The sequence below is a fragment of the Lysinibacillus sp. FJAT-14222 genome, from assembly GCF_001278875.1.
GTDB lineage: Bacteria > Bacillota > Bacilli > Bacillales_A > Planococcaceae > Lysinibacillus > Lysinibacillus agricola.
In genome coordinates, this window is the sequence record NZ_LIYL01000059.1 from 122460 (window position 1) to 149134 (window position 26675).

Here is a 26675-nt window from a genome sequence, read left to right on the forward strand (position 1 = left end):
GTTGTATGGTTAAAGACTACTCTGAGATTTCTCAAAGCAGTCCTTGATAAAGAAAAGAGATCAATTTACTTGTTTTTTTCTAATAAACAGAGACACTACTACGGCAATGATAGAAATGATAAAGCCTAACATGAACGTGTCGCTATAACCTGCAACAGATGCTGTTAATTGTTGAGTTACATCATTTGAATCAGTAGACTGTGCCAAATGACTACGGGACCGCGCTGACATAGTAGCGATAAACAAGGATGTGCCAATCGCTCCGGCAACTTGCTGCAATGTACTAAAAATGGCAGATCCATGTGGATAGTATTCCGACGTAATTTGATTCAGACCATATGTTTGGACGGGAACAAGAACGAGCGCCACTCCTATCATTAACAAGCAATGAGTTATAGTGATTTGCAAGGTCGTCGATTCAAGTGTAAATCTGGTAAAGAGATACAACGCAATACTGACGATCAATAGACCTGGAATAATAATGATTCTAGCGCCAAATCTATCAAATAGTTTTCCTGTAATAGGCGACATTAATCCGTTGACGACACTTCCGGGTAGCATAGTGAGACCTGACTGAAAAGCTGTTACTAGCAACACGCTTTGCATAAACATTGGTAGTAGGGTGGTTGTTGCAAACATCGACATCATTACAATAATTAATAGAATAATCGAGAGAGAGAACATCGGAAACTTGAATGTACGTAATTCCAAAATGGGGTTTGAAATACGCAGTTGGCGAACTACGAATAAGATTAATGCCAGGCTACCAATAACAATTGGCCAATAAACTTGCGGGTCAGACCAACCACCGTTGCCTGTAGCACTAAAACCATACACTACACCTCCAAAACCTAATGTCGATAAAATAATGGAAAGAATATCAACTTTGGATTTTGTGAGCTCTGTTACATTGACAAGATAAAAATACCCTATAATAAAGGAAAGAAGTGTAATAGGAATAACGATATAAAATAGCCAGCGCCAATCCAATGCTTCTATTACAATTCCTGAAAGTGTAGGTCCAATAGCAGGGGCAAATGTAAATATTAAAAAGAGTATGCCCATAATGGAACCTCGTTTTTCAGCAGGGTAAATCATTAACAACGTATTCATCAGTAGTGGAATGATTAATCCCGTACCAATGGCTTGAACCACTCGACCAACTAGTAGCAGCATAAAAGTAGGTGCTAATGCAGCGACAATCGTGCCAATTAAAAAGGTAATCATAGAAATGAAAAATAGTTGTCTTGTAGTAAACCATTGTTGAATTAAAGCTGTTACAGGAATAAGTGCGCCAACGACGAGCAGGTAAGCCGCAGTTAGCCATTGTATTGTAGTTGCCCCGACCTGGAATTCATTCATTAGCACAGGCAAGGCATTGCCTAGCAATGTTTCGTTTAATGTTGCTACGAATGCCCCCGTCATAAGGGCGACCATGATTGGTGTTCGTTTTACATTTTGTAAATGTAAGTTCATGTTGTGTTCCTTCCTTTCGTACAAATGTTGTTGATGCGTTTCAATTATAGAAATATTTTTCACAGTAAAATATATTCAATATTTTTACTTTGGGTAGTTAGGAGACAAAATCGAATAAATGTTGGAGAAATTGATTAAAAAAGAAGGTGAATGCGGATGGATTTGAGGAAACGTCGCTCCATGCAATTGTTATGGAAAGCCCTGTTTGATCTCATGACGGAAAAAAAGATATTGTTTTCTAAATTGACAGTCGATCAAATTTGCGAAAAGGCAATGGTTCATCGTTCCACGTTTTATAAGCATTTCGATGATAAATTTAAATTGCTAGAGTACGGACTAAATGAAATTATGGAGGGATATTGGGAAATTCCATTGGACAAAAGAATTTTACAACCATTTTATTGGTCCGATGAATTTTTTGAAGACTCAGAGACGCATAAGTTAGTTTCTGCACAACAAGGTGATGAACTTTTCTTTGATTGTATGACGACTTACTCTATGCGGTTATTAAAAAAAGACTCATTAAAATTTATCCAACATTCTAAAACCATAGATATTCCGCATGATTTGTTAGCTGAATTTCATGTGGCTACAATGGTTGCTTTAAGTGAATGGTGGCGTAAAAATCCGAATCTAGTAAGCTTAGAGCAGCTAGATGAATATTTTCATACATTAGTGAATGGCAATATTTTTGATGTTGAAGAAAAAAAGAATGAAATACTTTAAATCTACTAAAGTGGAATCTATTATTGATTAATAACTTCAAAATGGATTCTTCTTTTTTATATAAACAAAAGTTGCTGTTGTTTACAAATGAATAAACTTATTGTATGTTGTTTATTAAATAATAAACAAAGAGGGGTTTTGTTTGTGAATGTAAGTGATTTGACAATAGAGGAATTATCGAAGGGGTATGTAAAAGCAGGCGATGCATATGAATGTATATTTTGTAAAGAATCATTTGATGCCGAAGAAGTATTCAAAATAAATGATCGTTTTTTTACGGCTAAAAAAGCTATACAACGCCATATCGAAAATGAACATATCTCTGTGTTTGAAGCGTTACTTCAATTAGATAAGAAGGATACAGGGCTATCAGATATCCAAACCGAATTGCTAAAGCTATTTGCAACAGGGGCGCCAGATAAGGAAATTGTTAATAGCACTTCTGCAAATAGCATTTCAACAATTCGACAACATCGATTTAAATTGAAAGAAAAAGAAAAACAAGCAAAAGTTTTTCTGGCAATTATGCAAGCTTTAGAAACAACAAAAGTATATGAACCAATTCATAAGGGGGCAACACAGGTGGATGAGCGTTATGCGATTACAGTAGAAGAGAAAGAAAAAGTACTAGCAACGTATTTTAAAAATGGCTTAGATGGTCCTATTGAAAGCTTTCCGAGTAAGGAAAAACGAAAAATAATTTTACTGCAACATATTGTCACGAAGTTTGCGGTAGGGCGTAAATATAGCGAAAAAGAAGTAAATGCTATTTTAAAGCCTATATATATCGATTATGTTTCAATTAGAAGATACTTAATTGAATATGGTTTTCTAGATCGAAGTGACGATTGTATAACTTATTGGGTGAAAGAAGTTTAAAACAGACCTTTTCGAAAGATTCAAATAGTAAATGTCTATTAAATTTATTTTTTTGAAATAACGGTCTTATAACCGAAAGTTAATAGCGAGCCTCGCGAGTGAAGCGGTTCATCGAACGCCCCCAGGAAGCTTTGCTCTGTGCGAAAGCGAAGCGACAGCAACAAAGCTCCCGGTCGGAACGGAAATCTACCACACGTTATGGTGATGCGCCAAATCACTTTAGTTGTTATTAATTTTCTGATTAACTATACTAGGTTGTAGTAAAATAGAAAGGATGATTGGATGAGTAGGAACTTTATTATATTTGGGGCAAGCCAAGGTCTAGGTGATGCATTTGTAAAGGGCTTGCCGACCAAAGGGGATACAGTGTGGCTAGTATCTCGCACACGACCAAGCAGTTTAGATATAGATGATGGCGTAAATCGTAAATGGCTGACAATTGATTTAACTAGTCAGCAACATATTCCTACTTTAAAAGAAGCTTTAAAAGACATTGCGATTGATGTATTAATTTACAATGTCGGTGTTTGGGAAAAGCGTGGTTTTGAAGATGACTATACGTTTGATAACGATGAAGTTGGGGATATTGCAAACTTAATTAATATTAATTTAACTTCAACAATTACATATATTCAGGCGCTTTTACCTAATTTGAGACAGGCGAAGAACGGAAAAATTATATTGATTGGTTCGACAGCAGGTTTAGATCATACGAATAATGTACAAGTTTCGTTTGTCACATCTAAATTTGGCTTACGTGGTATTACAAATGCTTTACGTGAGCATGTTAGGAAAGATAAAATCTCTGTAACATGTATTAATCCAGGAGAGTTAGCTGCTGAAGTACCATATGAAGAAGGGGCTGAAAAGGCAATTATGTTGTATGAAGGTACACGCATTCCTGTACAAGATATTGTTGCCATTGTCCAATGTGTGATTAATTTATCGCCTGTTTCATGCGTAAAGGAAATTAATATTCCAGCTATTACAGATATGAATGCATAATTCAGTATAAAAAAATACAGCTCGCATTTGGATTATTCTTTTTCAAAATGCGAGCTTTTTAATATAGGCCAGCACCGTCAAATTGGTTACAATGATTTTTGGCTCCAATTTATATATCATTATTAATAAAAATCCACAAAATACCATATTGATTGTAATTGAGTCTGGAATGATAGGAGCTTATATAGATGCTAGGCACGCGGGTTACAACTAACGAGCATCTATGTGTAGTTCAACAAGAACCGTTTAAAAAAGGAGAAACTTATTCATGGAATTCATGAACGATTTTATAAGTCAATATGGGTATCTTGCTATATTTTTACTCTTATCTTTAGGAATAATAGGATTACCTATTCCTGATGAGATTTTAATGATGTTTATCGGATATATGTGTCAAGAGGGGAATTTAAGCTTTACGTTGAGTATAATCTTAAGTTTTCTTGGCTCATCTACGGGTATGATTATTAGTTATTTAATTGGTAATAAATTGGGGAAACCTATTATATTAAAATATGGAAAATGGGTTGGCCTAAATAATAAGCGGTTTACTAAAGTGGAACGTTGGTTTCAACGTTTTGGACCATGGACAATCATTATAGGATACTATGTTCCAGGAATAAGGCATCTGACAAGTTACATTTCTGGAATAACCCAGATGAAGTTTAGGTATTACCTTGCTTTTGCTTGTTTTGGAGCTTTGACATGGGTATTAATTTTTATTTCTATTGGGTATTTTGTTGGTGTAACTTTTTAAATACAAATAATTTAAATCTGCTTTCTTAATCTTTACACTTGACGTGTGCATACTCATGCATATATCATGTGTTACAGGTGGTGAGACAAATATGAACAGAGATGAAGAACTTCAATGTTCAAATGAAATAAATAATGCGATTGATTTTGACTTTTATAAAACATTATTTGACCCTGTTAGAATTGAAATTATTAGATATTTAGCTGTTTATGGAGCGAAAAATATAACTGAAATTGCTGAAAATCTCCCTCAGGATCGATCGGTTATTTCAAGACATTTAGATTTAATGTTTAGGTTTGAAATTGTTTCCAAAACGAAAATAGGCCGAAATATTTATTACGAAGTAAATAGCCAAATGATATTTGATAAATTTAAAATGACGACTGATCAATTAGAAAAACTCTTAAATAATTGCTAACATTGTGAGTTTTTCTGTTCTATATGTGCAAGTGTGTGCACTATTGCATATTTGAAAACCACCTTATTTTAAAAGCTAAAGGAGAAAAATATGAAAACAATCGTATATGTTCATCCATGGGATGGAAGTTATAATCATGCAATTTTATCTAAAGTAGTAGAAACATTTAAGGAAAGAAATCAACAGTATCAAATTATTGATTTGTACCAAGATGAATTTGATCCAACCTATCACGCTAGTGAATTGAAATTATATTCAAGAGGTCAGTATGGAAATGATTTAGTGGGTAAGTATCAGTCAATGTTAAAGTCTAGTAATGAGGTGATTTTTATATTCCCAGTTTGGTGGTATAATGTCCCAGCTATTTTAAAAGGATTTCTAGATAAAGTACTGCTTAAAGATTTTGCTTATATTGAAAATAAGAATGGTTCAATGAAAGGGTTGCTAACGAATATCCAATCGGTAAAAGTGATCACAACCGGCCAAGCTCCTAAATGGTATATTCAATTTATTGGCGGAAATGGTATCAAAAAAACGTTTATTAAAGCTACATTGAAAGCTGTAGGCATGAAAAACATTCAATGGTTACACTGTGGCTATGTACCTCTAGGTAAGAATGAAAACCGGGTGAAATTTTTAAATTCATTACCAGCTAAACTATAGGATAACTTAATAGGGGGAGATTTAGAAATTGGCTTAAGTTACAGGATTGTGAATGTCAGCTGCAGACTATCTCTTTAATCTTTTCAAATTCATCTTACTACTTCAGGAGTATCCAAGTGAACATGTGTCCTAACAATGGATGCCTGCTTACTCGGATATTTTTTCACTTTCTGCTTTAGTGGTAAAGGTCTGCTCGATAGGGTTGTCCACGTAACCATTCAAATTTGATGTTTTACATAAAACCTAAATCTAGCGCTTTCAAAAAAGAGTAATACAAATTGCTTGATTTTGTTAAAAGAATTAATTATTATTTACTTACCGGTCGGTAAAAAAACGAAAAATGAATGATACAGCTTTTTTACATTACATCAAAATTTACTTTTACTGTTAAATATAAAACTGAGGCTTGTTTAATCAGGGAAGGGCAGGAGAATGAAATTTTTTTCATAGTTTATTAGATTTTAGAGAAGTATGAAAGGAAGCGATTAATAGTGTATTTAAGGAGGAACATTTATGACCAAACAGTTACAATCTAAGCGTATTGAAGGGCTTGATTTCGCTAGAGCCTTGGCTATGTTTGGAATGCTTATAGTTAACTTTAAAATTATAATGGGAGCGGTAGGAAATGGGCCGGATTGGCTTATATGGTTTACTGGACTTTTTGAAGGAAGAGCGTCTGCCACTTTTGTTACGCTGGCAGGTATCGGAGTTGCTTTGATGACAAGAAAAGCTAGAAATAGCGGTGACCTTTCTTATATAAAAGAAAATAGGATGAGTTTAAGGAAACGTTCCGCTTTTCTCTTTATTCTAGGTTTACTTTTATATGTGGCAGATTGGACTGGAGATATCCTCCATTATTATGGTGTTTATATGCTGATTGCATCATTTCTAATAGTAGCTTCTACAAAGTTCATGATCATCATATCTAGTCTTTTTTTAATAACCTCGCAAATCTTACAAGTGACAATGAATTATTTGAAAGGATGGCATCCTGAACAACCATTTATGGAATATCTTGATTTTTGGACAATAGAAGGCTTTATAAGAAATCTTTTGTTTAATGGGTATCATCCAGTATTCCCTTGGGTATGTTTCTTTTTTCTTGGAATGATCCTTGGCAGACTTGATTTATTGAAGAAAGCTGTAAGAAACAAAATGTTGTTTATTTCTTTATTTTTACTAATAACAATAGAGGTACTTTCAAAAGTATTAATGCTACTATCTCTGTCGGTATTAGATGTAAACAGTGCAGAATATCTGTTTCATACTGGGCCAATTCCACCAAACATCTTCTATATCTTATCAAATTCCGCTTCAGCGATAATTGTCATCGTTGCTTCTATTTATATAGCAGAAAAGTTCGCTAGCCATTGGTTGACAAAATTACTTATACAAACAGGACAATTAACATTAACTCATTATGTAAGCCATGTATTCATAGGTGTTAGCATATTAACAATATTAAATAGATTAGAAAACCAAACGCTAGCATTTTCACTAATATTTACTGTATTGTTTTTCGTAGCGAGTATTTTATTTTCTGCTTTATGGAGTAGAAAATTTAAAAGAGGGCCCATTGAATGGGTTATGAGAAAAATAACAAATTAATAATGTAATAGTGGAAGTGAATTTTATTACAAAAGGGAGATTATAAAAGCGTTTCTGTAATAAGTGTTAATAAGTGTGGTTTTGAAATAAAGTTTGATAAAATGTTCTGTAAAAAATGTTTCTTTTGTTCAGTAATCGGTCATTTAATTGAATACCAATGAAACCAATATGAACGTACATTATGCGAACAAAATCAGAGGAGAGGAGTTTGTAGTTGATGAGCGATTTGAGTAACGAAAAAATACCAAAACAAGCGATGCAAGCATTAAAAATCGTAGAGGAGTTGCTTGGAAGTTCGATAGTCGGGGTATATCTATTTGGTTCTGCAGTAAATGGTGGCTTACGCATTAACAGTGATGTAGATGTCTTAGTGGTCGTGAATCATAGTTTACTTGAAGTAACTCGAAAAAAACTAACAAGACCGACTAAAGCTTATATCTGGAAAGATAGGAAATACAGATTCTGTGAGACCACTTGAAGTCACGGTTATAAACCATAGCGATGTTGTACCTTGGCTATATCCACCAAGAAATGAATTTACCTATGGTGAGTGGCTCAGGAGTGAGTTTGAGAAAGGACAAATTCAGGAACCAACTAATGACCCTGATTTGGCTATTGTTCTAGCACAAGCGAGAAAGAATAGCATTTCTCTATTTGGACCTGATGCTTCAGATATACTTGACCCCATTCCGATGACAGATATTCGAAGAGCGATTAAGGAGTCTTTGCCTGGGGTGATTGAGGGTATCAAAGGTGATGAGCGTAATGTAATTTTAACCCTAGCTCGAATGTGGCAGACAGTGTCTATCAGTGAAATTTCTCCAAAAGATGTGGCTGCAAAATGGGCTTTACCTCGGTTGCCCAAAGAATATTCGACTTTACTCAACTTAGCCAGAAAAGCCTATCGAGGAGAATATGTTGATAAGTGGGAAGGGCTGGATTCCGAGGTGACAGCACTCGTTAATCATATGAAAAACTCTATAGAATCTTGTCTTAGCCAGACCCAGGAAAAGCGATAACAATACAATGGAAATTTTGTACACATTTTCTAGAACTATATATCATTAATGAGATATTGCAGAATCCTCAAACAGAAATAAAGGGAAAGTTGTTTTAATGAACGAATGAAACCACCTTTCACTTAACTGAAATTTTATTCCGTTGAAGAGCGCGTTTGTTGAAGATCAACAGTAGAAAATAATCAAACTTTTTTATAAAAATTGAACAATACTTCACAAAAAAAGAATCCATTTTGATCAAACTTTTTTCAAAACAGATTCTTTTTATTTATTTATCGTAAAATGTAGGCTTGAGAGGTGATTTTAATCAAACTTTATTCCAAACCTACAATAAGCAGGAACGCATTTTTGAGAATTACTGAGAAATATTCAATCTAATAACCAATCATGGGATTCATCGGCAAAACTCTGAAGGGAATTCATGAATAAGCTTGCATGATAACCATCACATACAGCGTGGTGCATTTGTAAAGAAACAGGAAGATAAATAGCATTTTCCTTCTGCACAAATTTACCTGCAGTGATAATCGGTAAAAGGTAATTACCTCCATTATTAATGTTGAGGTTAAAACCAGTAAATGAACTCCATGGAATCATTGATAGGTGAAAAATATTTTCAGGAATAGGGGATTTCGGAAATAAACGTATCCTACCGTTATATTTCTTTAAATCACTTTCGTAATTCTGATGGAACTGTTTAAAATTATCCGATGTTTCTGTCCAAATGCTCGAAAATGTCTCTGATTCCTCATTAAAAATCGTGTAACTTGGATTTAATTTTTCCCAATAACCTAATTCAGCTTGGCTATTAAAACCCGTTCTAAATACAATATTAGTATTGACAGCTTTTGTCACCATATAAATGAACGCTGGATAAAACTTAAAATTATTATCTTTTATGTTTTTATAAAGAATGCTAATATCTATTTCTGACGTCATACTAAATGTTGTTTGTTGGGTAATATAATGCTCGAAATACTCGTGTCGATGCCAGTTCTTTCGATCAATTTTATTGAAAATCATTATTATTTGCCTCCTAAATAGTATTAATTTTTATTTAGGAGGCAATTTTCACTGTTTTTTTCATTCATTACACCCTCGTTTATGATATTGTCTGATAAAAAATTATATCCCATTTTTTGTTACTCAATATTCTAAATCCTTATTATATAGTAAAGTGGGCTTTCAAGGACAGCCATTAAATGAACATTACTATTAACGGACAGTCCAATGCCATTTAATAGCATCTTTTTCAACACTTTTGACAAAATCATCTTTCCCGTCGCAATAGCCATTCATATCATTTGGATACTTTTCGGCAAGCTGACTCTTTAATTCCCCATACTGCCTGCAAACTTCGGGATACTCTCGAAGATAATCTCTAAATGCTAAATGTCTTTCTATTTCTTCAATGTTGTTATATTGAAAAGCGTGAATTTGGTGTGTGCGATGATCGCCACCTTTACGGAAATATCTTCTTCCAGTTATCCCGAATTCGCCCTTGACTTCGTATCCAATCTCTTGAAATTGCTTAGAAAATGAATCCAATTTATTAATATCTTGGACTACTAGTAAAATATCAATAATTGGTTTTGCTTTTAGACCCGGAACCGATGTACTTCCAATATGAAAACTATTTACTAATTCTTCTTGAAGAATAGCCCTAATAGAATGTTCTTCTTTTTGATAGTCGCTGCTCCAATTGTGGTTATAATCTACAACTTTTATAAGCTTCATTCAATACACTCCATTCTTTGTTTTCATGTTACTTGACAAATTTTATATATTATTAAAGATAATAAAAAATCTAATGCATTGTCAATTGTGCTATTTGAAAATAACTACAAAGCAGATGATTCGTTTTTTCGTGGTGTTGAAATGAACGGTTAAGAGTTTGATAGCAACTCTTCATCACTCTAAAGGGGAGGAAAGCAACGCTCAATCTTTAATTTGCGTTGCTTTAATTAATTCTAAATATTGAGAATCCCCTAAACCATACTGAGGGAAGAGGTGTAGTAGATTTCGTACGATTTCATGGTGAGATAGATGTTGATGTGTTTGAATATATTTTGTAATTTCGTTGTCGTTTTGCAAAAGTTCTAAATACAATTTGATTCCTTGATACATCACAGGCATCAATTCTACATCTGGCATGCGGTGGTCTACTAACACTGCTTCATATATATCATAATAGTTACCTAAAGTTATGTCAGTTTCTTTCACATCATATGTTTGCTCTCTCACCGCATGATAGTAAATCGTTCCTTTGAATGATATTTGTTCTAAATACGCTAACACGGTTATTAAATTCATCTGACAAAACATATCTTCTCCAAACCAAAGAACGATACATTGATATTCTTTTGAAAATAAGGTCTTTTCAAGTGGTGCAACTGTAATTGCTTCATATTCTGCTAATGAGATTTCATGTCCTGTCGCTCGAACCTGTTTGAATGAGTCGCTAAAAATGGTTTTAATGGTGTCGTGTACACACATCGCTTCATTAAAAGGTGCGTAATCGCTTTTTCCCATTAATTGTTGAGAACTGAATTCTTCATACATCATTTGTCCATTTAAAATATTCAATACTTCGTGATCAAAAGACTCATCCAGACGATTTTGTAAATCTTCAATTTTTAATTTTTTTGAAATGTCCATATAATAATCCCTCGCTTCATTCATAGTGAGTTTTACATATGATTGCAATGGTTCAGGACATAAACGAAAGGCATTGGGGCTTACGCCGAATATCTCCTTAAAAGCTCTGGAAAATGCTTCTTGGGATGAATAGCCATGTTTTATTGCTATCTCAATGATCCTTTCATCTGTTTCTGTAAGAGAGATTGAAGAAAGATAGGTTTTTCTAAGGGTCATATATCGTTTGATGCTAATGCCCGTTATTTGATGAAATTTAAAGGAACAATAGTAAGAAGAATAGCCCATTGCTTCACTTAGATTCTTCAGAGAAAAACCCTCAAACAGATGCTCTTCAATCCAATTAATCATATCTTGAATCATGTTGTTCATCATGTATCACTCCTAATATTAATTATAGTGAAGAATGAAAAGGGGTTTTGATATTCGTTGTGTTTTTTGAATGAACCGAGCTTGAGTCAACGTTAAAGTGGACATGATGTAATATCAAGAATATTGAAACTAAATAAAGAACGAATCTATCAATATATGTATTAATAGATTCGTCAGTTTGTCGACAAAAGATTAAATTAGCAAAGGTTGAAACTTCACTTTTTTTATACACAATGCTTGTTTCAATGAGTGATAGATTCTAGTTTTTTTTGAATATTGGCCTTTGAATTATTTCTTGTCTAGAAGTGATTGAATATAGATTTCGGTCATTTTAATTTGTTCTTTCCATAATGAAATGAGCCATTCTGTGTCTTCCACCGAGATCAAAAAAGTAGCAAATCCATTTAAATAAGTTACGATTAAATCATTTATTAGTTCAATGTCAGAAGGGGTTAATTGATCACCATAAAAATCATTTAATAAAAGCTCAAATAAATCAAACGGTGTTTTTTCTCGGTCTTGATTGAAGATAAGATCATCAAACTCTTGATCGTATGAAGATTTCACCACAAATTGCATTTGAACATTAATCAGATTCAAGTATTTTTTATTATTTTCATCAATAAAAAAAAGAAAATATTTTAGCATAATATCAGAAAAAGAATCTGTTTCTTTAGATTTATTATAAATTTGTTCTAATGCTTCATTCATTAATACATCAGAAAAAATAAAAGCTTCTTGTTGGATAGTCTCCATAGAACCGAAGTGATGAAATACACTTGCTTTACTGACATTAGCCTTCTTTGCAATGCTGCTAGCGCTTAGCGCCTCTATCCCGTTTTCTGCAATTAAAGAAATAGTAGCATTCAGTAATGCCTCTTTTGTTTTATTTCCCTTTTTTTCCCTACCATCTATCATGAACGTACCTCCTAAGAGAGTGGTTGTCTCATTTTTAATCATTATATCACAAATTAAATTTGTTGACCGATTGGTTAGTTTTGAGTACAATTTACTTGACCGTTCGGTTAGTTTTTGGTGAACCAATTATTTTTTTAGAGGTTTGGTAGAAATATCAGGGATTTTATCAAACTTAGTTTTAGTAAAAGATACGAGGAGAGAAAAAGATGAAAAAAAGAAAATTGCTTTTTTTTGCAATCTTACTAGGTTTGTTAACGTTTTTTATAAGCTTTAGTCAATTTTTAAGTCCTTCTCAACAAGAAGTGGGGGAAACAGAAAAGGATTTTTCATCGGATCGAGCTCTTAATTATTTAAAAGAAGTAGCTAAGGAACCACATCCAATAGGCTCGCCAGCGAATAAAAAGGTAAGAGATTATATTGTTAAACACTTTCAAAATATAGATGTGCCTGTTGAAATTCAAACGAAGCCAGTTAAGGATATTAGTGGTGGGGAGTATGCTTCAGAAATAGGTGCAGAGAATGTTGAAAATATTATTGCAAAAATCCAAGGGACATCCGGTGATGATAATGCGATTTTATTAACAGCTCATTATGATTCTGAAATAGAAACTCCTGGAGCATCAGATGATGGTTACGGCGTCGTCACAATTATGGAGACAGCCAGAGCATTAAAACAAATGCCGGCACCTAAAAATACAATCTATTTTGTTTTAACAGACGGTGAGGAGCAAGGTTTAATCGGAGCGAGTGCTTTTCTAGATCGAAAAGATATTTTAGACCAAATACGCGTGATGATTAATTTCGAAGCAAGAGGCAATACAGGAGTACCAATGTTGTTTGAAACGAGTTCAAATGATTTAAAAATGGTGCAATTGTATAAACAGATTGTTCCATACCCAGTGGCATACTCATTTGCTACAGAAATGTATAAAAAGATGCCGAATGATACAGATTTTACCGAATTAAAAGTGACAAAAAAAATAGGGTATAACTTTGCAAATATGGGTGGTTTAGAGGCATATCACGCAGCGATAGATCATGTAGGAAATAGTGATGAGGAAACGATTCGTCACTTTGGTGATTATGCTCTTCCTTTAGTGAAAAAGTATATGATGATGGACCCAAAAGAGTTTCAAGCTATAGAAGAAAGTAAAGGGAATGCGATTTATTTCCCATTAATGAAAAAAACATTAATCGTGTATTCCGAAAAGTTAGTCATCCCATTGATGATTGTTTTACTTGTCTTAACAGTTACGATATTCTTCTTCAGCTTTAAAAAGAAAGTGACACATATTAAAGGGTTTGCTCTTAGTTTATTAGCGATGATTGGTAGTCTTGTTTCCATTTTTATTTTCTATTTCCTTCTAATTCGTCTTTTAACAATTGTATTTAACGCTAGAATAGATGAAGATAGTATGGTTATATTTGGTACTTATGATCCGTTGATTCTTACGTTGATGGTCTTACTCACTATTGTGTTTTGTTTCTTTTTTGCGAAGTGGATTTCGAAAAAATGTGGTTCTACGAATTTTGCCATGAGTACGCAAGTTTTATGGATTGTATTAGCTGTGATCACTAGTTTTACGTTCAAAGGTATTAGTTACGCATTTACGATTCCAGTAATCATTAGCTTACTGTTGATTTTACCAATCCTATTAAAAGTAAAATGGGCGAAGGCTTTGTATCATTACGTAGCAGTTGCAGGCTGGACAGTTCCAAGTATGTTATTACTTGCGCCAATTATGTATTTGATATATGTTGCACAAACTATTAGTATAGCCCCTATAATAGCTATTTTAACGGCCATCATTACATTCCCAATAGTTGCAATTGTGAGTTGGTTAATGGCCGAAGAGGAGGTATAGCAGAGTTTTTAGATAAAAAAGGAGAAAAGTGACTTCATCTTCATTTTCTCCTTTCCTTTGTCTATTCATAGAGAACAAATATATATTAAGAACGTGCAAAATAGCTGAACATGGAAGCTTTTAAAAATCGTATTGACTTTTAAATTTGAAAATTTCATCAACAGCTTTGTGATACCCACCTGATGTTAGGAAGGATTCTCTAATGTTTGCTACAGCTTTATGGATGGAAGAGTTGTTTAACACATGATTGGCAGCTTCATGTAGTTGATTTGCCGTCAAACCTTGTATTTGTAATTGAATACCTGCTCCGATATTGGTAACTTGTTCAGCAATTATTGGCTGATCCGCACTGAGTGGAGTTACGATTAGCGGAACCCCGTAATAGAGAGCTTCATTGGTACTGTTCATTCCACCATGTGTGATAAATAGTTTGGTGTATTTTAGCAATTCTGTTTGTGGAACATAATTTTTCACAATGAAGTTTTCAGGAATCTCTCCTAATGCATCAAGTTGGGTTTGTTCCCCGATAGACATGACAACGGTATGCTCAGTATTCTCAAATGCCTTTATACAAAGCTTATAGAAATCAATGGCTTGATTTAAAACAGTACCGAGTGAAATGTAGATAGGGTTTTTTCCTTTGAATGCAGTAAGGTCGAAGTCTTCTTGCGTTAATCGTGAAGAAATAGACGGGCCTACAAAATTATAGGATTGGTCAAAAGCTTCTCCAGAAGGTTGAAATTCTCTAGTTGTATAAACGATTGTCAGTGGTGCCGGGTTACAGAAAACTTCATACGGAGAATTGATTTCAACACCATATTTTTCTTTGATTTTTGTCGTCAGGTTTAGAAAATCATTATTGATCCTTGTTAAATCTTCAGTTGGGACATTTTGTGAAAGATGCTCTAATGTTTGATCAAATGATTGTTTAGTCTCTGCGAAAGATGTACATGAATTGATTGCTGGAAGCTTCAGGATTTTGGCAAGTAAATGCCCACAACCAAACATAGAATCGTGGATGATGTAATCAAAATGCTCTCCTTTAATCTGTTCAAGTACGCTTGGTATGACGACATCTGCAGTAAGTAAAAGTCCATTGACCCTTTCGAGCAAATGATTTCTTCCACCTGAGATAAAAGCTTTTATAAATTTTTGACCATCAAATGTGCGCACAGTCGCTCCTGTTTTCTCAAAACGCTCTCGAAAAGCTTCTATTGTAAAGTACACGACCTCTTCTCCTCGCGAAATGAGCTCCTGTACAACGCCAATAGTTGGATTGATATGTCCTTCTGATCCACCATTAATAAATAAAACACGTGCCAATTCTATCACTCCTTAGGTAAGATGTTTTCTAGGTTGTGTAAGAGTAAGGGTTACTGTCCCGTATTCATTGCTTCACTATGTTAAAACACCGTGAGTTCTTTTAGCAAGTGCAAGTTATTTATTTTTTTAAGATGAATAGTCTATGTTTATGGTAAAAAATAGTAAGAGAAGAAAATATATACTCATTAAATAACGGTATTGAGCAAAGACATTCTCTAAAACTATAGAGGAATTCTTGCCTTGATTAAAGAAATTGAACTATCAGTCAGATTTATTCAGAACAAATTTAGTGTTAATTCCTAAGACAAACTAATAAGGAGAAACTGAATTGCAAATTGAAAAAATTTTTGAATATGAAATTAATGGCCAATTGAGAACCGAGTTACAGCAGTTATTAGTAGAGTGTTTTACAGATGAATATCCAAAAGACAGGATTTACTTTAAGCAATTACCGCATTTTAGGTTCATAGCTATTGATGACAAAAATGAACTTGTTGGTCAAGTGGGCTTGGATTATAGAGTAATGAATTTAAACGGGAAACCTATAAGGGTTCTTGGCATAATTGACTTATGTGTATCAAAAATGAAGCGGTCACAGGGAATAGGTTCATTAATACTCTCTAATATAGATGATTTCTGTGAAGGGAAGTCAGTTGATTTTTTACTCTTGTTTGCAGATAACAAAAAATTGTACTTAAATGCAGGATTCAAGTCTGTTAATAATGAGTGTACATGGTTCAAAATCGACGATGAAAATCAAACGACTTACGGAATAGGACATGAAAAAATGAATGAACTAATGATTAAAGAAGTGGGCAATATCAAATGGGAAAATGGCAAGGTCGATTTATTAGGATATCTTTATTAAGCTAAGGGTTATTCATTTGAAAGCATAGACTTATTAATTTAAGATGAGACAACTTTAAAAAGTCTTGTTGCATAAATAAGTGTAGCAAGATTTTTATTTTTATACTGAAATATGGCTTTAACTGTCCTCTTTATTGCTAATTTTAGATGTAATTTATGATAGGGAAAGGTTTATGAAATAGCAAACGATCAGGACTGTTTTCATTATTTCATAGGTAAAGACTTGAGGTTCACACGTTGAGAAGCTTTATAATTTCTTTTATCTAGTAGTTATTTCTTTTAAATTTTTGTGTTGTAATCTCATTTATTACATAGGTCTATCCCTTTTACATAAATCAAATATGTGGAATAATGCATCCTATTGGTGAGACGATATTTATCGTGATAAGCATCTAACAAAGGAGAAATGTGATGATGAACGAAAGAGAGTTTGATAAAATTTTTGCACTTATGGAGGCATCATTTCCAGAAAGTGAGCGGAGAACATATGCGGGACAGAAGGAGTTGCTGACCGATCCACATTACCGTTTCATTACGGAAACGGATAACAACAACCAAATTGAAGCTTTTTTAGCGGCATGGGAATTTCCTTTGTTCCGATTTGTGGAGCATATTGCTGTCGATCCGATCATGCGTGGAAGTGGCATAGGTGGAAAAATAATGGCCACGTATATCGAAGAGTCAAAAAAGCCCATTCTTTTGGAGGTGGAGTATCCTGACACGGAATTGGCGCAACGGAGAATAGGCTTTTATGAGCGATTGGGTTTTCGTCTCAATCCTTTCGACTATGTACAGCCTCCTCTTCAGAAAGGGCAGGACGATTTACCACTTAAAATCATGAGCTACCCTCAACTTTTAACGGATGGAGAGTTTGCCCTTTACAGAGAAATTCTATATTCAAATGTGTATAAGGTTAAGGGTTAACATTTTATTGAGCTAAACGGTTCAATCAAAAGAGGTGTTATTGTTGTATAAAATCGGGGAATTTTCGAGGAGAAATAAAGTATCCCAAAGAATGTTAAGGTATTACGATGAGAAAGGTTTATTAAAGCCAAAAAAAGATGAAACGAACGGTTATCGATATTATACGAACGAGGATATTGCCATAGCTAATAAAATAAAATTATTGCGTAAATACCATTTCTCCATTGATGAAATAAAAAATGTGATGGAAATGGATGCCACATCAATCAAAGGCAAATATGAACAGAAGATTGCTGAATTGTATGAAAAAACAATTGAATATTACCGTGTTATCGAGGAAATGAAAACCTATATTGAACCGAAAAATATGATAAAAAGGGTAAATGCCTATGACGTGTTTTGTGGTGTAAGGAAACCATTTCATGCTCTATGTTTAAGAAAGGTTGTCGATGAAAATGCCTTGGAATTGTTAATAGATCAACTTCTTATATCCGTAAATCAATTGAATCTAATTTTAAAAAGCAAACACCTTGCGATTTTTCATTCAATGGAGGAGGGAGATAATTCTCGATATGATGTAGAAGTATGTCAACCAATAGTATTAGAAGAGGAAGCAAATGATACTAGAATAAAATATTTTGAGGAAACAAATTATATCTATACCATACATATAGGTAATTATGACAGTATTAGTTATGCTTATAGTGCCTTGTATGACTGGGCTCATTCAAATGGATATCGTTTAGATGGGCCTTTTATAGAAAAATATTATACAGATGAGTTTATTACATTATATAGAGATGAGTATGTCACTGAAGTTAGTATTGCTATAAAAAAACGCTAATTTGAAGGATAGCCTTTGTTTTGGATAGACGTGATGAAGAAGTTTGTTTGCGTATATACGGAAAAGACTTGAGGTTCACACAATGTGAAGCTTTATAATAGGGCCATAACCCTTTATGGGAAAAATTTATCAGATTCTAAATGAGGTGGAACTAAATGAATAGTACATACAATCAAACAACAGATGCAGCGATTCAACAATTATTTAAAAACCTCTCACCAGATGGACCAGGGTGTGCTTATATGGCGAGTTTCGATGATGGCGCTACTTATAAAGAGGCCATTGGTTTGGATTCGATAGAGAAAAAACTGCCGATCACAACAAAAACCGTTTTTAATATCGCATCCAGCTCTAAACAATTCACAGCATTCGCCATTTTATTATTAGAACAAGAAGGGAAACTGAGTCTAGACGATTCAATATTAAAATATGTACCTTCTCTAGGTGTATATGCTGAGCCTGTGACTTTAAGGCATTTAATTCATCATACTGGTGGATTAGTAGATTATATTGAATTAGCTGAAAAAGAGGGGATTTTATATTCGGAAAGTTTACCTGTTGAAAAATCACTTGAGCATCTTGCCAATCATCCAGTTGCAGATTTTCCAGCCGGAACAAAATATGAGTATAGTAATACAGGATATTTTTTATTATCTATAGTAGTTGAAAAAGCTAGTGGAAAATCTCTTCGCGAATTTTCGAAGGAGCGTATTTTTAAGCCTTTAAATATGAACGACACAACGATCGTTGATTGTTATCCTACAGATACTCCGGTTGCTCGTGGTTACACGAAGAATGAGCAAGAGGCATATGAAGTTTTTGAAAGCCTTTGGGAACATACTGGAGATGGAGCGGTCCATACAACTGTTGAGGACTTAGTAAAATGGGGACAAAACTTCGCTACAGGTACTGTAGGTGGGAAAGAGCTTGTTACAAGAATGGGAGAGGTAGGACCAAAAACTACTCCAGCTGGTGAGCTAATTATTGATAATGAAGACTATGCTTTTGGCTTGTCTATTGGTGAAGACTTTGATTGTCACTACTTGGAACATTCAGGGCTCTGGGTTAGTTACACTGCACACTTTATGCGCTTCCTTGAAGACCATTTAACGATTGCAGTATTAAGTAATTATGATGATTTTGATAGTGAAGAATATGCTATCAAAATGGTGGAAATTATTTTAGGAAAAAGCGCAAAAAATAAAGATTGAATATTGAACTTCTTTAAAGAATTCAGCGAATGGCAATCGTAAGGAGAGCGGTTATAGAATTATGAGGATTTTTGAAATGTTACTAATTGCTTTCAATATTTTTCTATTAGTTTGGTTCATGTTCGCTAAGAACAAATCGCAGCGTCAGTTGCTTATTGGTTTTGGTATCTCTGCCATCTTTACATTGCTACATGTGGTTATTGAGGGTGTGCGTTGGCAAATGATTCCTGCCTATACGATGACAGTAGTCCCACTAGTAATGCTCGCTATCAGATTGAAATCCAAGCCTGATGAGGGACTAGCCAACAAGACATCCGCTGCAAAGCTGATTATGCTATCAGCGCTAACTGTGATTTATTCTGCCGTAGCAGTGGCTCTACCAATTATATTTCCAGTGTTCACCTTTGAGAAGCCCACAGGTCCGTACAAAATTGGTACAGTAACCTATGATTGGCAGGATCATCAGCGGGAGGAAACGCTGACACCCGAATCTGGCGACAAGCGAGAGTTAATGGTACAAATTTGGTATCCTGCTGATGCCACGGCTGAAGGTGAGAAGGTTAAGTACCACTCTGATGGGGATGTATTTGCCGAGGCGTACAGTAAAGTGATGGATCTACCCAAATTTTTATTTACAACTCTTGGCTATGTCAAAACAAATGCCATTGAGAATGCGATGATATCCAATCAGGAATCTTCGTATCCTGTTCTTGTCTTTTCACATGGGTTTAATGGGCAAAAAAACCAGAACACATTTCAGATTGAACAATTAGTTAGTCATGGATATATTGTCGTAAGTATAGATCACACTTACAGTAGCATAGTTTCTATTTTTCCAGATGGACGAGTAGCTAATTATGTACCGCAAGATTCGGATTCAGTTACTTATTGGAATGAAGCTAATGAAGTTTGGGTGGAAGACGCAAAATTTGTACTGGATCAAGTAGAAAAGTTGGCCAAAGCTGATCCAGACCATCGTTTTACAGGTCGAATGGATATGCAAAATATAGGTGTGTTTGGTCATTCATTCGGTGGAGCAACAGCTACTCAGATGGTAATGAGGGATTCTAGAATAAAAGCAGCTATTAATATGGATGGTTTTCCATATGGCAAACGTCCAGTTTCCGCGGGCGAGTTGAAGAAACCCTTTATGGTCATGACTGCCGATGAAGGCGCAGGTACTGAGGACTTCGCCGGACTTATAGAGGCAACTTTATCGAAGGATGCGGATGCTGAACGTCATAAAAATTATTGGCTTCAAATTAAAAATATGACGCATATGGGTTTTTCTGATTTTTACTTGTTTTTACCGTTATATGAAAAGATAGAGGGAGTCGATATACGAAGCGCTCATCACCTTATTAACGATTACTCACTAGATTTCTTCAATCACTATTTAAAAAAACAGCCATTGAAGTTATTAGAGCAAACCGTTGGTGATCACCCCGAATTTACTTTACAAACTAATTGATGTAAAAATGGATAGCCTGAGCGCATTAGTCTCGGGTGGAAGATTGATGATGAAGCATAGCCGGGTTTTAAATAAAAAAGAGGGGAAAACTGATTTCGGTTTTCTCCTAATCTTCTCTGTACATCTATCGTTTTTTTAGAAGAAAAGAGCAAAATCATTTGTTCATTAAAATTGAGAGTTAACTCCTAACGATGCTGATTTATAGTTTTTGATAGTGTTTGAAAAGGTTTTCTACTTTATCCTGGATTATTTGTTTTAATGATTCAGGCTTCATTAATATAATACTATAACCGTACTACCTCATATAATAGTTAGCGATAAATTCCTCTTCTCCAGGATTATAAAATCCCTTCTCGACTAGAAAGTGTACACTTTAAACCTATATCCAGCTTTTTTTGATTATCATAACCTTATACAATCATAATGGGATCAATATAGGGAGCGTATAAGAGAATGGATGAAGCCGATGAAACGATGTGAACTTGATACCTGAATGGCACGGTGGTCGCTGTTGCAAACTATGATGCTGGATTTATGTCTTTCGTTTTATCCCACATTAATTGGTAGTCATTTATCAGTACCGAAAGCGAAGCGTCAGATATAAGACTCCAACCTCAAAATTCAGAGAAAGCAAGAAGTTTAGGCGAGAGATGAACTGCCCATAAAAGCCCGATTGGTGAAGACTAATTATCAGTGGAGGAAGAAGCAAACCCCCACTGATTAAAGTTTCAGTTTACTTCCCTGTTACTAGAATACGTAAAAATACTCATCCCAACTGCAAAAATTGTTTCAGATAGTTGTCTATCTCAAGTGAATCCTGTTCGTTTTGTCCGATTCCAAAGCAATGTCCCCATTTGGATTCGATAGGTTGAAAACAAACATTAGGCATATGTTTTACTTCATATGCATTATCCTCAGGAGGGAAGAACAGATCAGTCGATCCTGGCATAACAAGAGCATGAGCCGTGATCTTGTTTAATGCCTGTTCAAAATTTCTGTTGTCTTCGGGGGTGGCGCTAATATCTCCATTGATTCCTGTACGGAGCATAGCAATCAAATCGTTGGCATCAAAAGAAAGAAACACTTGATCCCAATAGTCTTCCAGATATGCCTTTAATGTTGAATATCCCTCCGACTGATAGAGTTGCTCTAAATAATAAGCCTGAGAAAATCCCCAAGGAGCATAGGCGCGTCCCATCGCGGCAAGTCCTGCTACAGGCTGACTGTCATAGAAGCCTTCCTTCCAATTAGAGTCCGCTTGCAATGCTGCGATAAGCCCTTCAAAAACAACTTGAGCATGTGGTCTGGTTTTTGCTGTTCCGCCAAACGGGGCAATCCGCTCGACCATCTCAGGATAACTTGTTCCCCATTGAAAGGTTTGCAGTGCTCCAAGTGACCACCCAACGACTAGAGCAATTTTCTTAATACCAAATTTCTCGGTTACTAGCCGATGTTGTAGCTGAACATTATCATAAATCGTAATGAGCGGGAAATTTGCTCTGTCAAAAGGGGCTGGTGTATTGCTTGGGGAAGAAGATAGACCATTCCCAAGCATATTTGGCACAATAATAAAATACTTGTCTGGGTCAAGCGCTTTACCAGGTCCAATTAACCACTCATTATCGGTGTGCTGGCCAGCGAACCAGGTAGGATAGACAATCGCATTGGACTTGGCAGAATTTAAAGTTCCATAGGTTTTATAGGCAAGAAAGGCTTGAGGAAGCTTTTGACCCGATTGCAGTATGACATCTCCCAGTGAATAAATTTCGTAATCTTTCATCATTCGATTCTCCTTAGTTATACAAGATTTGGTGTTGAAGCTTGATTTTTACTCTACGATACTGCTACCATCAAATCAACGAAACGTTTTTGACTATAACGTTCAATTTTTTTGAATGAAGAGGTGCTGTCTCATTGGAAATCCGCCAACTTAAAACATTTTGGACGCTTGCTTCCACTCGCAGTTTTAGCCGCACTGCCGAAGTATTGAACTATGTTCCGTCTACTGTAACCATGCAAATCAAGGCTTTAGAAGAAGAATTGGGAGTTAAGCTATTGGATCGATTGGGCAAGAGTGTTGTATTAACAGATGCAGGCCAGCAGCTGTTGCCCTATGCCAACAAAATTTTAAATGATGTAGAGGAGGCTCGGTATGTCTCAAGTCAGAGCGGAGAATTAACTGGCACGGTGATAATCGGTGCAGACGAAGTGCTCTGTACATATCGGTTACCCGCATTGCTCCGGCTTTTTCGTGAACGATATCCGCACGTTCGTCTTTTATTTAGGCCCTTGTCTAGTGACAATTTGAAACAGAGTCTGAGAGAAGGAAATGTTGATGTGGTCTTTATGCTGGATGAACCTGTCATATCTACGGATCTTCATACAGAGATTTTATTGGACGAACCTTTTCTTATGGTAGTTTCACCTGAACATCCATTAGCTACACGCTCTACATTAAGTATCGAAGATTTTAACAGAGAGCAAATTCTATTAAGTGAAAAGGGTTGCTCTTATTGGACTTTCTTCTATCGCACGTTATTGAGAAAAGGGGCCGATAGCTTGACCGAGCTGGAGTTTAATAGTGTAGAGGCTATTAAACAATGCACAATGGTTGGGCTTGGCATTGCTTTACTACCTGAAATGGCGATAAAGGGAGAGATGGAGCGGGGAGAGCTGATCGCTTTACCTTGGGATTTATCTGAAATACGATTTGCTACTCAAATGCTGTGGCATCAAGAGAAATGGATTTCACCATCGATGAGTGTCTTTATCGAATTGGCAAGAAGTGTACTAAAATAGAGTCCAGTTAATAGCATATTTAATATCTCCGAATGTACGAGCGCAAACGATTCATGCCACCGCACCATAGTTAAATCGGATAGAAGAGGGAAAGGTCGAATCGAGGTTCATTTAAAACCTTGAATCGACCTTTTTTCGGAAGTGTGTAGGCTCGATGTTGAAATTAGTTCATGATAGGATTTGAGATGATTGCTACCTCAAAAACGTCAATGGGTTATAGGGGAATTCAGAAAACTTACCTGAAATTCTTCTCTTGGCATTAAAATTTGGCTTATATGCTGTGGGCGTTATTAATATCAATTTAATATATTATTAAAGATTTACTTGGTAGCAATAAGAGCTTTAATAATTTCGTTCCAGTAATCTTTATAAGTTTTTTTCTTTTTATTTTCTACCTGTTCTGACTGAATAATCTTTTCCTTTTTAGCGTTTTTTGTTAGGCTCTTCACTGAAAATTCTCCTTTTAAATGTGCTTTGTATGCAATGTCTAACGGTCAACAAGCTGAATTCGATATCAATGGGGGAGGAAACCCCCACTGATTGATGTTTCACTTTATACATATTTTCAATATTTATATTAAAATATAAACATTTAAATTTTCATCGAAATATGGATTCCATTTCTTGCTTCTCTCAACTAGAAACAGATGAGGAGAAGGTCACTAAAGTCTTCTGCCTTACATCAGTACTCATGTCTCGAGCTGAAAGTGGCTGACCTCTGCAGCGACAGCAACACACGACTGAGTGACCAACATCATGTGCTGCCGCTACGTTAGCACTACGCTTTCGCACAAGAAACATCTGTTGCTGCCGCTACGCTTTCGCACAAAAAACATCTGTTGGCCGAAAGCCTCCGGACGCAATTATGCCTCGTCATAATTGAAATGTGCTTTGTGTATGCAACGTTTAACGGTCAAAAAATTGAATTCCGCACAATTTAAATGCATCTGAATTCGGAGTATATCCTACTAATCTTTTTGTTTCTTCAATATTTAAACGTTTAAAACGATTGTCAGATATACCATGTAAGATTGAAAAGGGAGGCAGGTTTTTAGCAGAAATCGTTTTTAGAAGAAGATCACTAAAATCTTCTGGACTTATATACGCACTCATGTCTCGAGCTGAAAGTAGTTGACCCTTAGGCTTGTAATCGTCATAAGCACCAATACGGATAGCAATACTTTGTAACTGTTTCTCATAAGCAAAATAAGATGCAAGTGCTTCCACAAAACATTTACTAACCCCATACATATTCTTTGGTCTAATAGGTGAAGAATCGGTTACTTGAAAGTCTAGTGGATATCCTTCAATTGTTTGAGCACTGGAAGCAGCTACGACTCTAGATACACCGTTATCCGATGCGGCTTTAAATATATTGTATGAACCTTTGATAGTACTCTCTAATAAAGAACTATAAAAATCTGCATCTGGAGAAGGGTCTCCTGCTAAATGAATAACAATATCTATGTTTTTACATGCTTCCTGACATTCTTCTAAACTAGATACATCTAGATAAATAACTTCATGTACTGACGACTTTTTAAATTTTTCTAAAGGAAATAAATTAATATTTGCCAATCTTAATGGATAGCTTGTTTGCTTCATTAAAGTATTGGTTATATGTTGACCAATCTTTCCAGCAGCTCCTGTAATTAAAATTTTCTTCATCACAATTCAGCTCCTTTTAATCATTGTTAAATGTAATCCTGATTATAGGTACACGTTTGTCATTAGTACAGCGAATAATTATAATGAAGTACATGAAAAAATTTCTTGGGGTGTCAACGATGAGTTTAGTTAAGTATGAAATTTTTAGTAAAGCAGCAGAGGTAAATAGCTTTACAAAAACCGCGGAAGAATTAGGATTAACGCAATCTGCTGTAAGTCATGCCATTACAAGTTTAGAAAAAGAATTTAACTTTCCTTTATTTATTCGGAATAACTCTGCAATTAAGCTAACTCAGAATGGGAAGGATTTATTAGTCACTATTCGAGAGATTCTATACTATAACGATATGTTAAAGCAGGAAGTAAACGCTATTAACGGATTGAATAAAGGGACGGTAAAGGTAGGGGTATTTAGTAGTATATCTACAAACTGGATTCCTTATATTATCAAGGAAATGGAGGAGAAATATCCTGATATAGAAATACAGCTAATAGAAGGAAACTATGCTGAGATAGAAAAATGGTTGCTAGAAAGTGAAGTGGATTGTGGTTTTGTTAATAACAAAACTACCTCTTTACATTCTTTCGATATTGTAAAGTTAAAGACTGAGCCACTTTTATGTGTAGTATCAGAGCAATCACCTTTACATAGCAACAAACATCTATCGGTTGAAGATATAGAAAATGCTCCTTTCATTATGCCAACATATCAATGCTTTGACGATATACAATTATTTTTTAAAGAGAACAATATCCAGCCAAATATTCGATTCGAAAATATGAATGAAAATTCTATTTTTTCTATGGTTGAAAATAATTTAGGTATTAGCATTTTACCAGAAATGATCATCCCTAAAGGATTGGATACCATAAAGGTCATCCCACTAGAATTAGAACAAACTCGAACGATTGGATTAGCCATTAGAAGGCCTGTTTCACCTGCAGTTAAAAAATTCGCTGAGATTAGTGAGAATTGGGTAAAAACATGGGGCTTAAATTGAATAAACTAAATTCCTAGGTGTGTTTATTAACCATCTTTATCCATTTGAATTAATTCGAAGAGGCTGATTGTAGCGTAGGGCTACTCGCTTTGTCGCTGACACTTCGTTTTCGCGCAGATAAAACAGTATTGTTGCTGCCGCTTCGCTTTCGCACAGACAAAACCCTGTTGCTGCCGCTTCGCTTTCGCACAGACAAAACCCTGTTGCTG

General features: G+C 35.1%; 24 protein-coding genes and 1 pseudogene. 16 read left to right on the forward strand and 9 right to left on the reverse strand.

Translation table 11 applies throughout. The features are described from left to right. Window positions 1-60 precede the first annotated feature (60 nt). Entirely contained in the window at window positions 61-1539 is a 1479-nt protein-coding gene (locus tag AN161_RS24310; RefSeq protein ID WP_343069273.1) for an MDR family MFS transporter, read from the reverse strand. A gap of 93 nt (window positions 1540-1632) precedes the next feature. On the opposite strand from AN161_RS24310, the gene AN161_RS24315 reads away from it, so the two are divergent. The 8 genes and pseudogenes from AN161_RS24315 (at window position 1633) to ant(9) (ending at window position 8548) form a co-directional block, all read left to right on the forward strand. Then, complete coding sequence (locus AN161_RS24315) at window positions 1633-2202, forward strand: TetR/AcrR family transcriptional regulator (RefSeq protein WP_053596891.1); 570 nt, start codon at window positions 1633-1635, stop codon at window positions 2200-2202. A 144-nt stretch (window positions 2203-2346) separates the two neighbouring features. Beyond that, a complete protein-coding gene (locus AN161_RS24320) occupies window positions 2347-3081 on the forward strand; it encodes a DUF2087 domain-containing protein (protein ID WP_053596892.1) in 735 nt (244 codons plus the stop codon). Between the two features lie 282 nt (window positions 3082-3363). Next, window positions 3364-4086: an SDR family NAD(P)-dependent oxidoreductase gene (locus AN161_RS24325; protein WP_053596893.1), complete on the forward strand. Its 723-nt coding sequence runs from the start codon at window positions 3364-3366 to the stop codon at window positions 4084-4086. A 268-nt stretch (window positions 4087-4354) separates the two neighbouring features. Further along, window positions 4355-4840: a DedA family protein gene (locus AN161_RS24330; RefSeq protein ID WP_053596894.1), complete on the forward strand. Its 486-nt coding sequence runs from the start codon at window positions 4355-4357 to the stop codon at window positions 4838-4840. A gap of 91 nt (window positions 4841-4931) precedes the next feature. Next, a complete protein-coding gene (locus tag AN161_RS24335; protein ID WP_053596895.1) occupies window positions 4932-5258 on the forward strand; it encodes a helix-turn-helix transcriptional regulator in 327 nt (108 codons plus the stop codon). A 90-nt stretch (window positions 5259-5348) separates the two neighbouring features. Next, window positions 5349-5921: an NAD(P)H-dependent oxidoreductase gene (locus tag AN161_RS24340; RefSeq protein WP_053596896.1), complete on the forward strand. Its 573-nt coding sequence runs from the start codon at window positions 5349-5351 to the stop codon at window positions 5919-5921. A gap of 513 nt (window positions 5922-6434) precedes the next feature. Next, the gene (locus AN161_RS24345) at window positions 6435-7529 is read left to right on the forward strand and encodes a DUF418 domain-containing protein (protein WP_053596897.1); all 1095 of its coding nucleotides are present in this window, start codon (window positions 6435-6437) and stop codon (window positions 7527-7529) included. Window positions 7530-7746: 217 nt separating this feature from the next. Beyond that, window positions 7747-8548, forward strand: a pseudogene (ant(9), locus tag AN161_RS24350) (aminoglycoside nucleotidyltransferase ANT(9)). A gap of 369 nt (window positions 8549-8917) precedes the next feature. Here ant(9) and catA read toward each other — a convergent pair. The 4 genes from catA to AN161_RS24370 all read right to left on the reverse strand — a co-directional run bounded on the left by catA (window position 8918) and on the right by AN161_RS24370 (window position 12493). After that, window positions 8918-9571 (reverse strand): type A chloramphenicol O-acetyltransferase, encoded by a 654-nt coding sequence (gene catA, locus AN161_RS24355; protein ID WP_053596898.1) that lies wholly within the window; start codon window positions 9569-9571, stop codon window positions 8918-8920. Window positions 9572-9763: 192 nt separating this feature from the next. Continuing rightward, window positions 9764-10285 carry a GrpB family protein gene (locus tag AN161_RS24360; protein WP_053596899.1) on the reverse strand — a complete coding sequence of 174 codons (522 nt, stop codon included), beginning with the start codon at window positions 10283-10285 and terminating at the stop codon, window positions 9764-9766. Between the two features lie 201 nt (window positions 10286-10486). Further along, a complete protein-coding gene (locus tag AN161_RS24365) occupies window positions 10487-11575 on the reverse strand; it encodes an AraC family transcriptional regulator (RefSeq protein ID WP_053596900.1) in 1089 nt (362 codons plus the stop codon). Between the two features lie 288 nt (window positions 11576-11863). Continuing rightward, entirely contained in the window at window positions 11864-12493 is a 630-nt protein-coding gene (locus AN161_RS24370; protein ID WP_053596901.1) for a TetR/AcrR family transcriptional regulator, read from the reverse strand. 206 nt (window positions 12494-12699) lie between these two features. Here AN161_RS24370 and AN161_RS24375 point away from each other — a divergent pair, with 206 nt between their 5' ends. Then, complete coding sequence (locus AN161_RS24375; RefSeq protein WP_053596902.1) at window positions 12700-14358, forward strand: M28 family peptidase; 1659 nt, start codon at window positions 12700-12702, stop codon at window positions 14356-14358. 120 nt (window positions 14359-14478) lie between these two features. Here AN161_RS24375 and AN161_RS24380 read toward each other — a convergent pair whose 3' ends face one another. Continuing rightward, entirely contained in the window at window positions 14479-15681 is a 1203-nt protein-coding gene (locus AN161_RS24380) for a macrolide family glycosyltransferase (protein ID WP_053596903.1), read from the reverse strand. 328 nt (window positions 15682-16009) lie between these two features. Between AN161_RS24380 and AN161_RS24385 the strand changes: the two genes are divergently transcribed. The 5 genes from AN161_RS24385 to AN161_RS24405 all read left to right on the forward strand — a co-directional run bounded on the left by AN161_RS24385 (window position 16010) and on the right by AN161_RS24405 (window position 20998). Next, window positions 16010-16549, forward strand: coding sequence for a GNAT family N-acetyltransferase (locus tag AN161_RS24385; protein ID WP_053596904.1), 540 nt, complete (start codon window positions 16010-16012; stop codon window positions 16547-16549). A gap of 413 nt (window positions 16550-16962) precedes the next feature. Further along, a complete protein-coding gene (locus tag AN161_RS24390; RefSeq protein WP_053596905.1) occupies window positions 16963-17472 on the forward strand; it encodes a GNAT family N-acetyltransferase in 510 nt (169 codons plus the stop codon). Window positions 17473-17515: 43 nt separating this feature from the next. Continuing rightward, window positions 17516-18316: a MerR family transcriptional regulator gene (locus AN161_RS24395; RefSeq protein WP_075807349.1), complete on the forward strand. Its 801-nt coding sequence runs from the start codon at window positions 17516-17518 to the stop codon at window positions 18314-18316. A 155-nt stretch (window positions 18317-18471) separates the two neighbouring features. Continuing rightward, window positions 18472-19527, forward strand: a complete 1056-nt coding sequence (locus AN161_RS24400; RefSeq protein WP_053596907.1) for a serine hydrolase domain-containing protein — start codon at window positions 18472-18474, stop codon at window positions 19525-19527. A 76-nt stretch (window positions 19528-19603) separates the two neighbouring features. Beyond that, window positions 19604-20998, forward strand: coding sequence for a dienelactone hydrolase family protein (locus AN161_RS24405; protein WP_241774640.1), 1395 nt, complete (start codon window positions 19604-19606; stop codon window positions 20996-20998). A gap of 766 nt (window positions 20999-21764) precedes the next feature. Here AN161_RS24405 and AN161_RS24410 read toward each other — a convergent pair. After that, window positions 21765-22778, reverse strand: coding sequence for an alpha/beta fold hydrolase (locus AN161_RS24410; RefSeq protein ID WP_053596909.1), 1014 nt, complete (start codon window positions 22776-22778; stop codon window positions 21765-21767). Between the two features lie 134 nt (window positions 22779-22912). On the opposite strand from AN161_RS24410, the gene AN161_RS24415 reads away from it, so the two are divergent. Further along, window positions 22913-23797 carry a LysR family transcriptional regulator gene (locus AN161_RS24415; protein WP_053596910.1) on the forward strand — a complete coding sequence of 295 codons (885 nt, stop codon included), beginning with the start codon at window positions 22913-22915 and terminating at the stop codon, window positions 23795-23797. A 320-nt stretch (window positions 23798-24117) separates the two neighbouring features. Here the strand turns inward: AN161_RS24415 and AN161_RS31185 are convergent, their stop codons facing one another. Beyond that, window positions 24118-24246, reverse strand: a complete 129-nt coding sequence (locus AN161_RS31185; protein ID WP_277815981.1) for a hypothetical protein — start codon at window positions 24244-24246, stop codon at window positions 24118-24120. A gap of 457 nt (window positions 24247-24703) precedes the next feature. Then, window positions 24704-25465, reverse strand: a complete 762-nt coding sequence (locus AN161_RS24420) for an NAD(P)-dependent oxidoreductase (protein WP_053596911.1) — start codon at window positions 25463-25465, stop codon at window positions 24704-24706. 119 nt (window positions 25466-25584) lie between these two features. On the opposite strand from AN161_RS24420, the gene AN161_RS24425 reads away from it, so the two are divergent. Beyond that, complete coding sequence (locus AN161_RS24425; RefSeq protein WP_053596912.1) at window positions 25585-26466, forward strand: LysR family transcriptional regulator; 882 nt, start codon at window positions 25585-25587, stop codon at window positions 26464-26466. Window positions 26467-26675 lie beyond the last annotated feature (209 nt).

What these genes read in the sequence shown, in the direction of transcription:
- AN161_RS24340 (WP_053596896.1), top strand. Translation starts at nt 5,349, where the DNA reads ATGAAAACAATCGTATATGTTCATCCATGGGATGGAAGTTATAATCAT.
- AN161_RS24400 (WP_053596907.1), top strand. Translation starts at nt 18,472, where the DNA reads ATGAATAGTACATACAATCAAACAACAGATGCAGCGATTCAACAATTA.
- AN161_RS24375 (WP_053596902.1), top strand. Translation starts at nt 12,700, where the DNA reads ATGAAAAAAAGAAAATTGCTTTTTTTTGCAATCTTACTAGGTTTGTTA.
- AN161_RS24360 (WP_053596899.1), bottom strand. Translation starts at nt 10,285, where the DNA reads ATGAAGCTTATAAAAGTTGTAGATTATAACCACAATTGGAGCAGCGAC.
- AN161_RS24390 (WP_053596905.1), top strand. Translation starts at nt 16,963, where the DNA reads ATGAACGAAAGAGAGTTTGATAAAATTTTTGCACTTATGGAGGCATCA.
- AN161_RS24315 (WP_053596891.1), top strand. Translation starts at nt 1,633, where the DNA reads ATGGATTTGAGGAAACGTCGCTCCATGCAATTGTTATGGAAAGCCCTG.
- AN161_RS24425 (WP_053596912.1), top strand. Translation starts at nt 25,585, where the DNA reads ATGAGTTTAGTTAAGTATGAAATTTTTAGTAAAGCAGCAGAGGTAAAT.
- AN161_RS24330 (WP_053596894.1), top strand. Translation starts at nt 4,355, where the DNA reads ATGGAATTCATGAACGATTTTATAAGTCAATATGGGTATCTTGCTATA.
- AN161_RS24365 (WP_053596900.1), bottom strand. Translation starts at nt 11,575, where the DNA reads ATGAACAACATGATTCAAGATATGATTAATTGGATTGAAGAGCATCTG.
- AN161_RS24420 (WP_053596911.1), bottom strand. Translation starts at nt 25,465, where the DNA reads ATGAAGAAAATTTTAATTACAGGAGCTGCTGGAAAGATTGGTCAACAT.
- AN161_RS24345 (WP_053596897.1), top strand. Translation starts at nt 6,435, where the DNA reads ATGACCAAACAGTTACAATCTAAGCGTATTGAAGGGCTTGATTTCGCT.
- catA (WP_053596898.1), bottom strand. Translation starts at nt 9,571, where the DNA reads ATGATTTTCAATAAAATTGATCGAAAGAACTGGCATCGACACGAGTAT.
- AN161_RS24325 (WP_053596893.1), top strand. Translation starts at nt 3,364, where the DNA reads ATGAGTAGGAACTTTATTATATTTGGGGCAAGCCAAGGTCTAGGTGAT.
- AN161_RS24410 (WP_053596909.1), bottom strand. Translation starts at nt 22,778, where the DNA reads ATGAAAGATTACGAAATTTATTCACTGGGAGATGTCATACTGCAATCG.
- AN161_RS24335 (WP_053596895.1), top strand. Translation starts at nt 4,932, where the DNA reads ATGAACAGAGATGAAGAACTTCAATGTTCAAATGAAATAAATAATGCG.
- AN161_RS24405 (WP_241774640.1), top strand. Translation starts at nt 19,604, where the DNA reads ATGTTACTAATTGCTTTCAATATTTTTCTATTAGTTTGGTTCATGTTC.
- AN161_RS24370 (WP_053596901.1), bottom strand. Translation starts at nt 12,493, where the DNA reads ATGATAGATGGTAGGGAAAAAAAGGGAAATAAAACAAAAGAGGCATTA.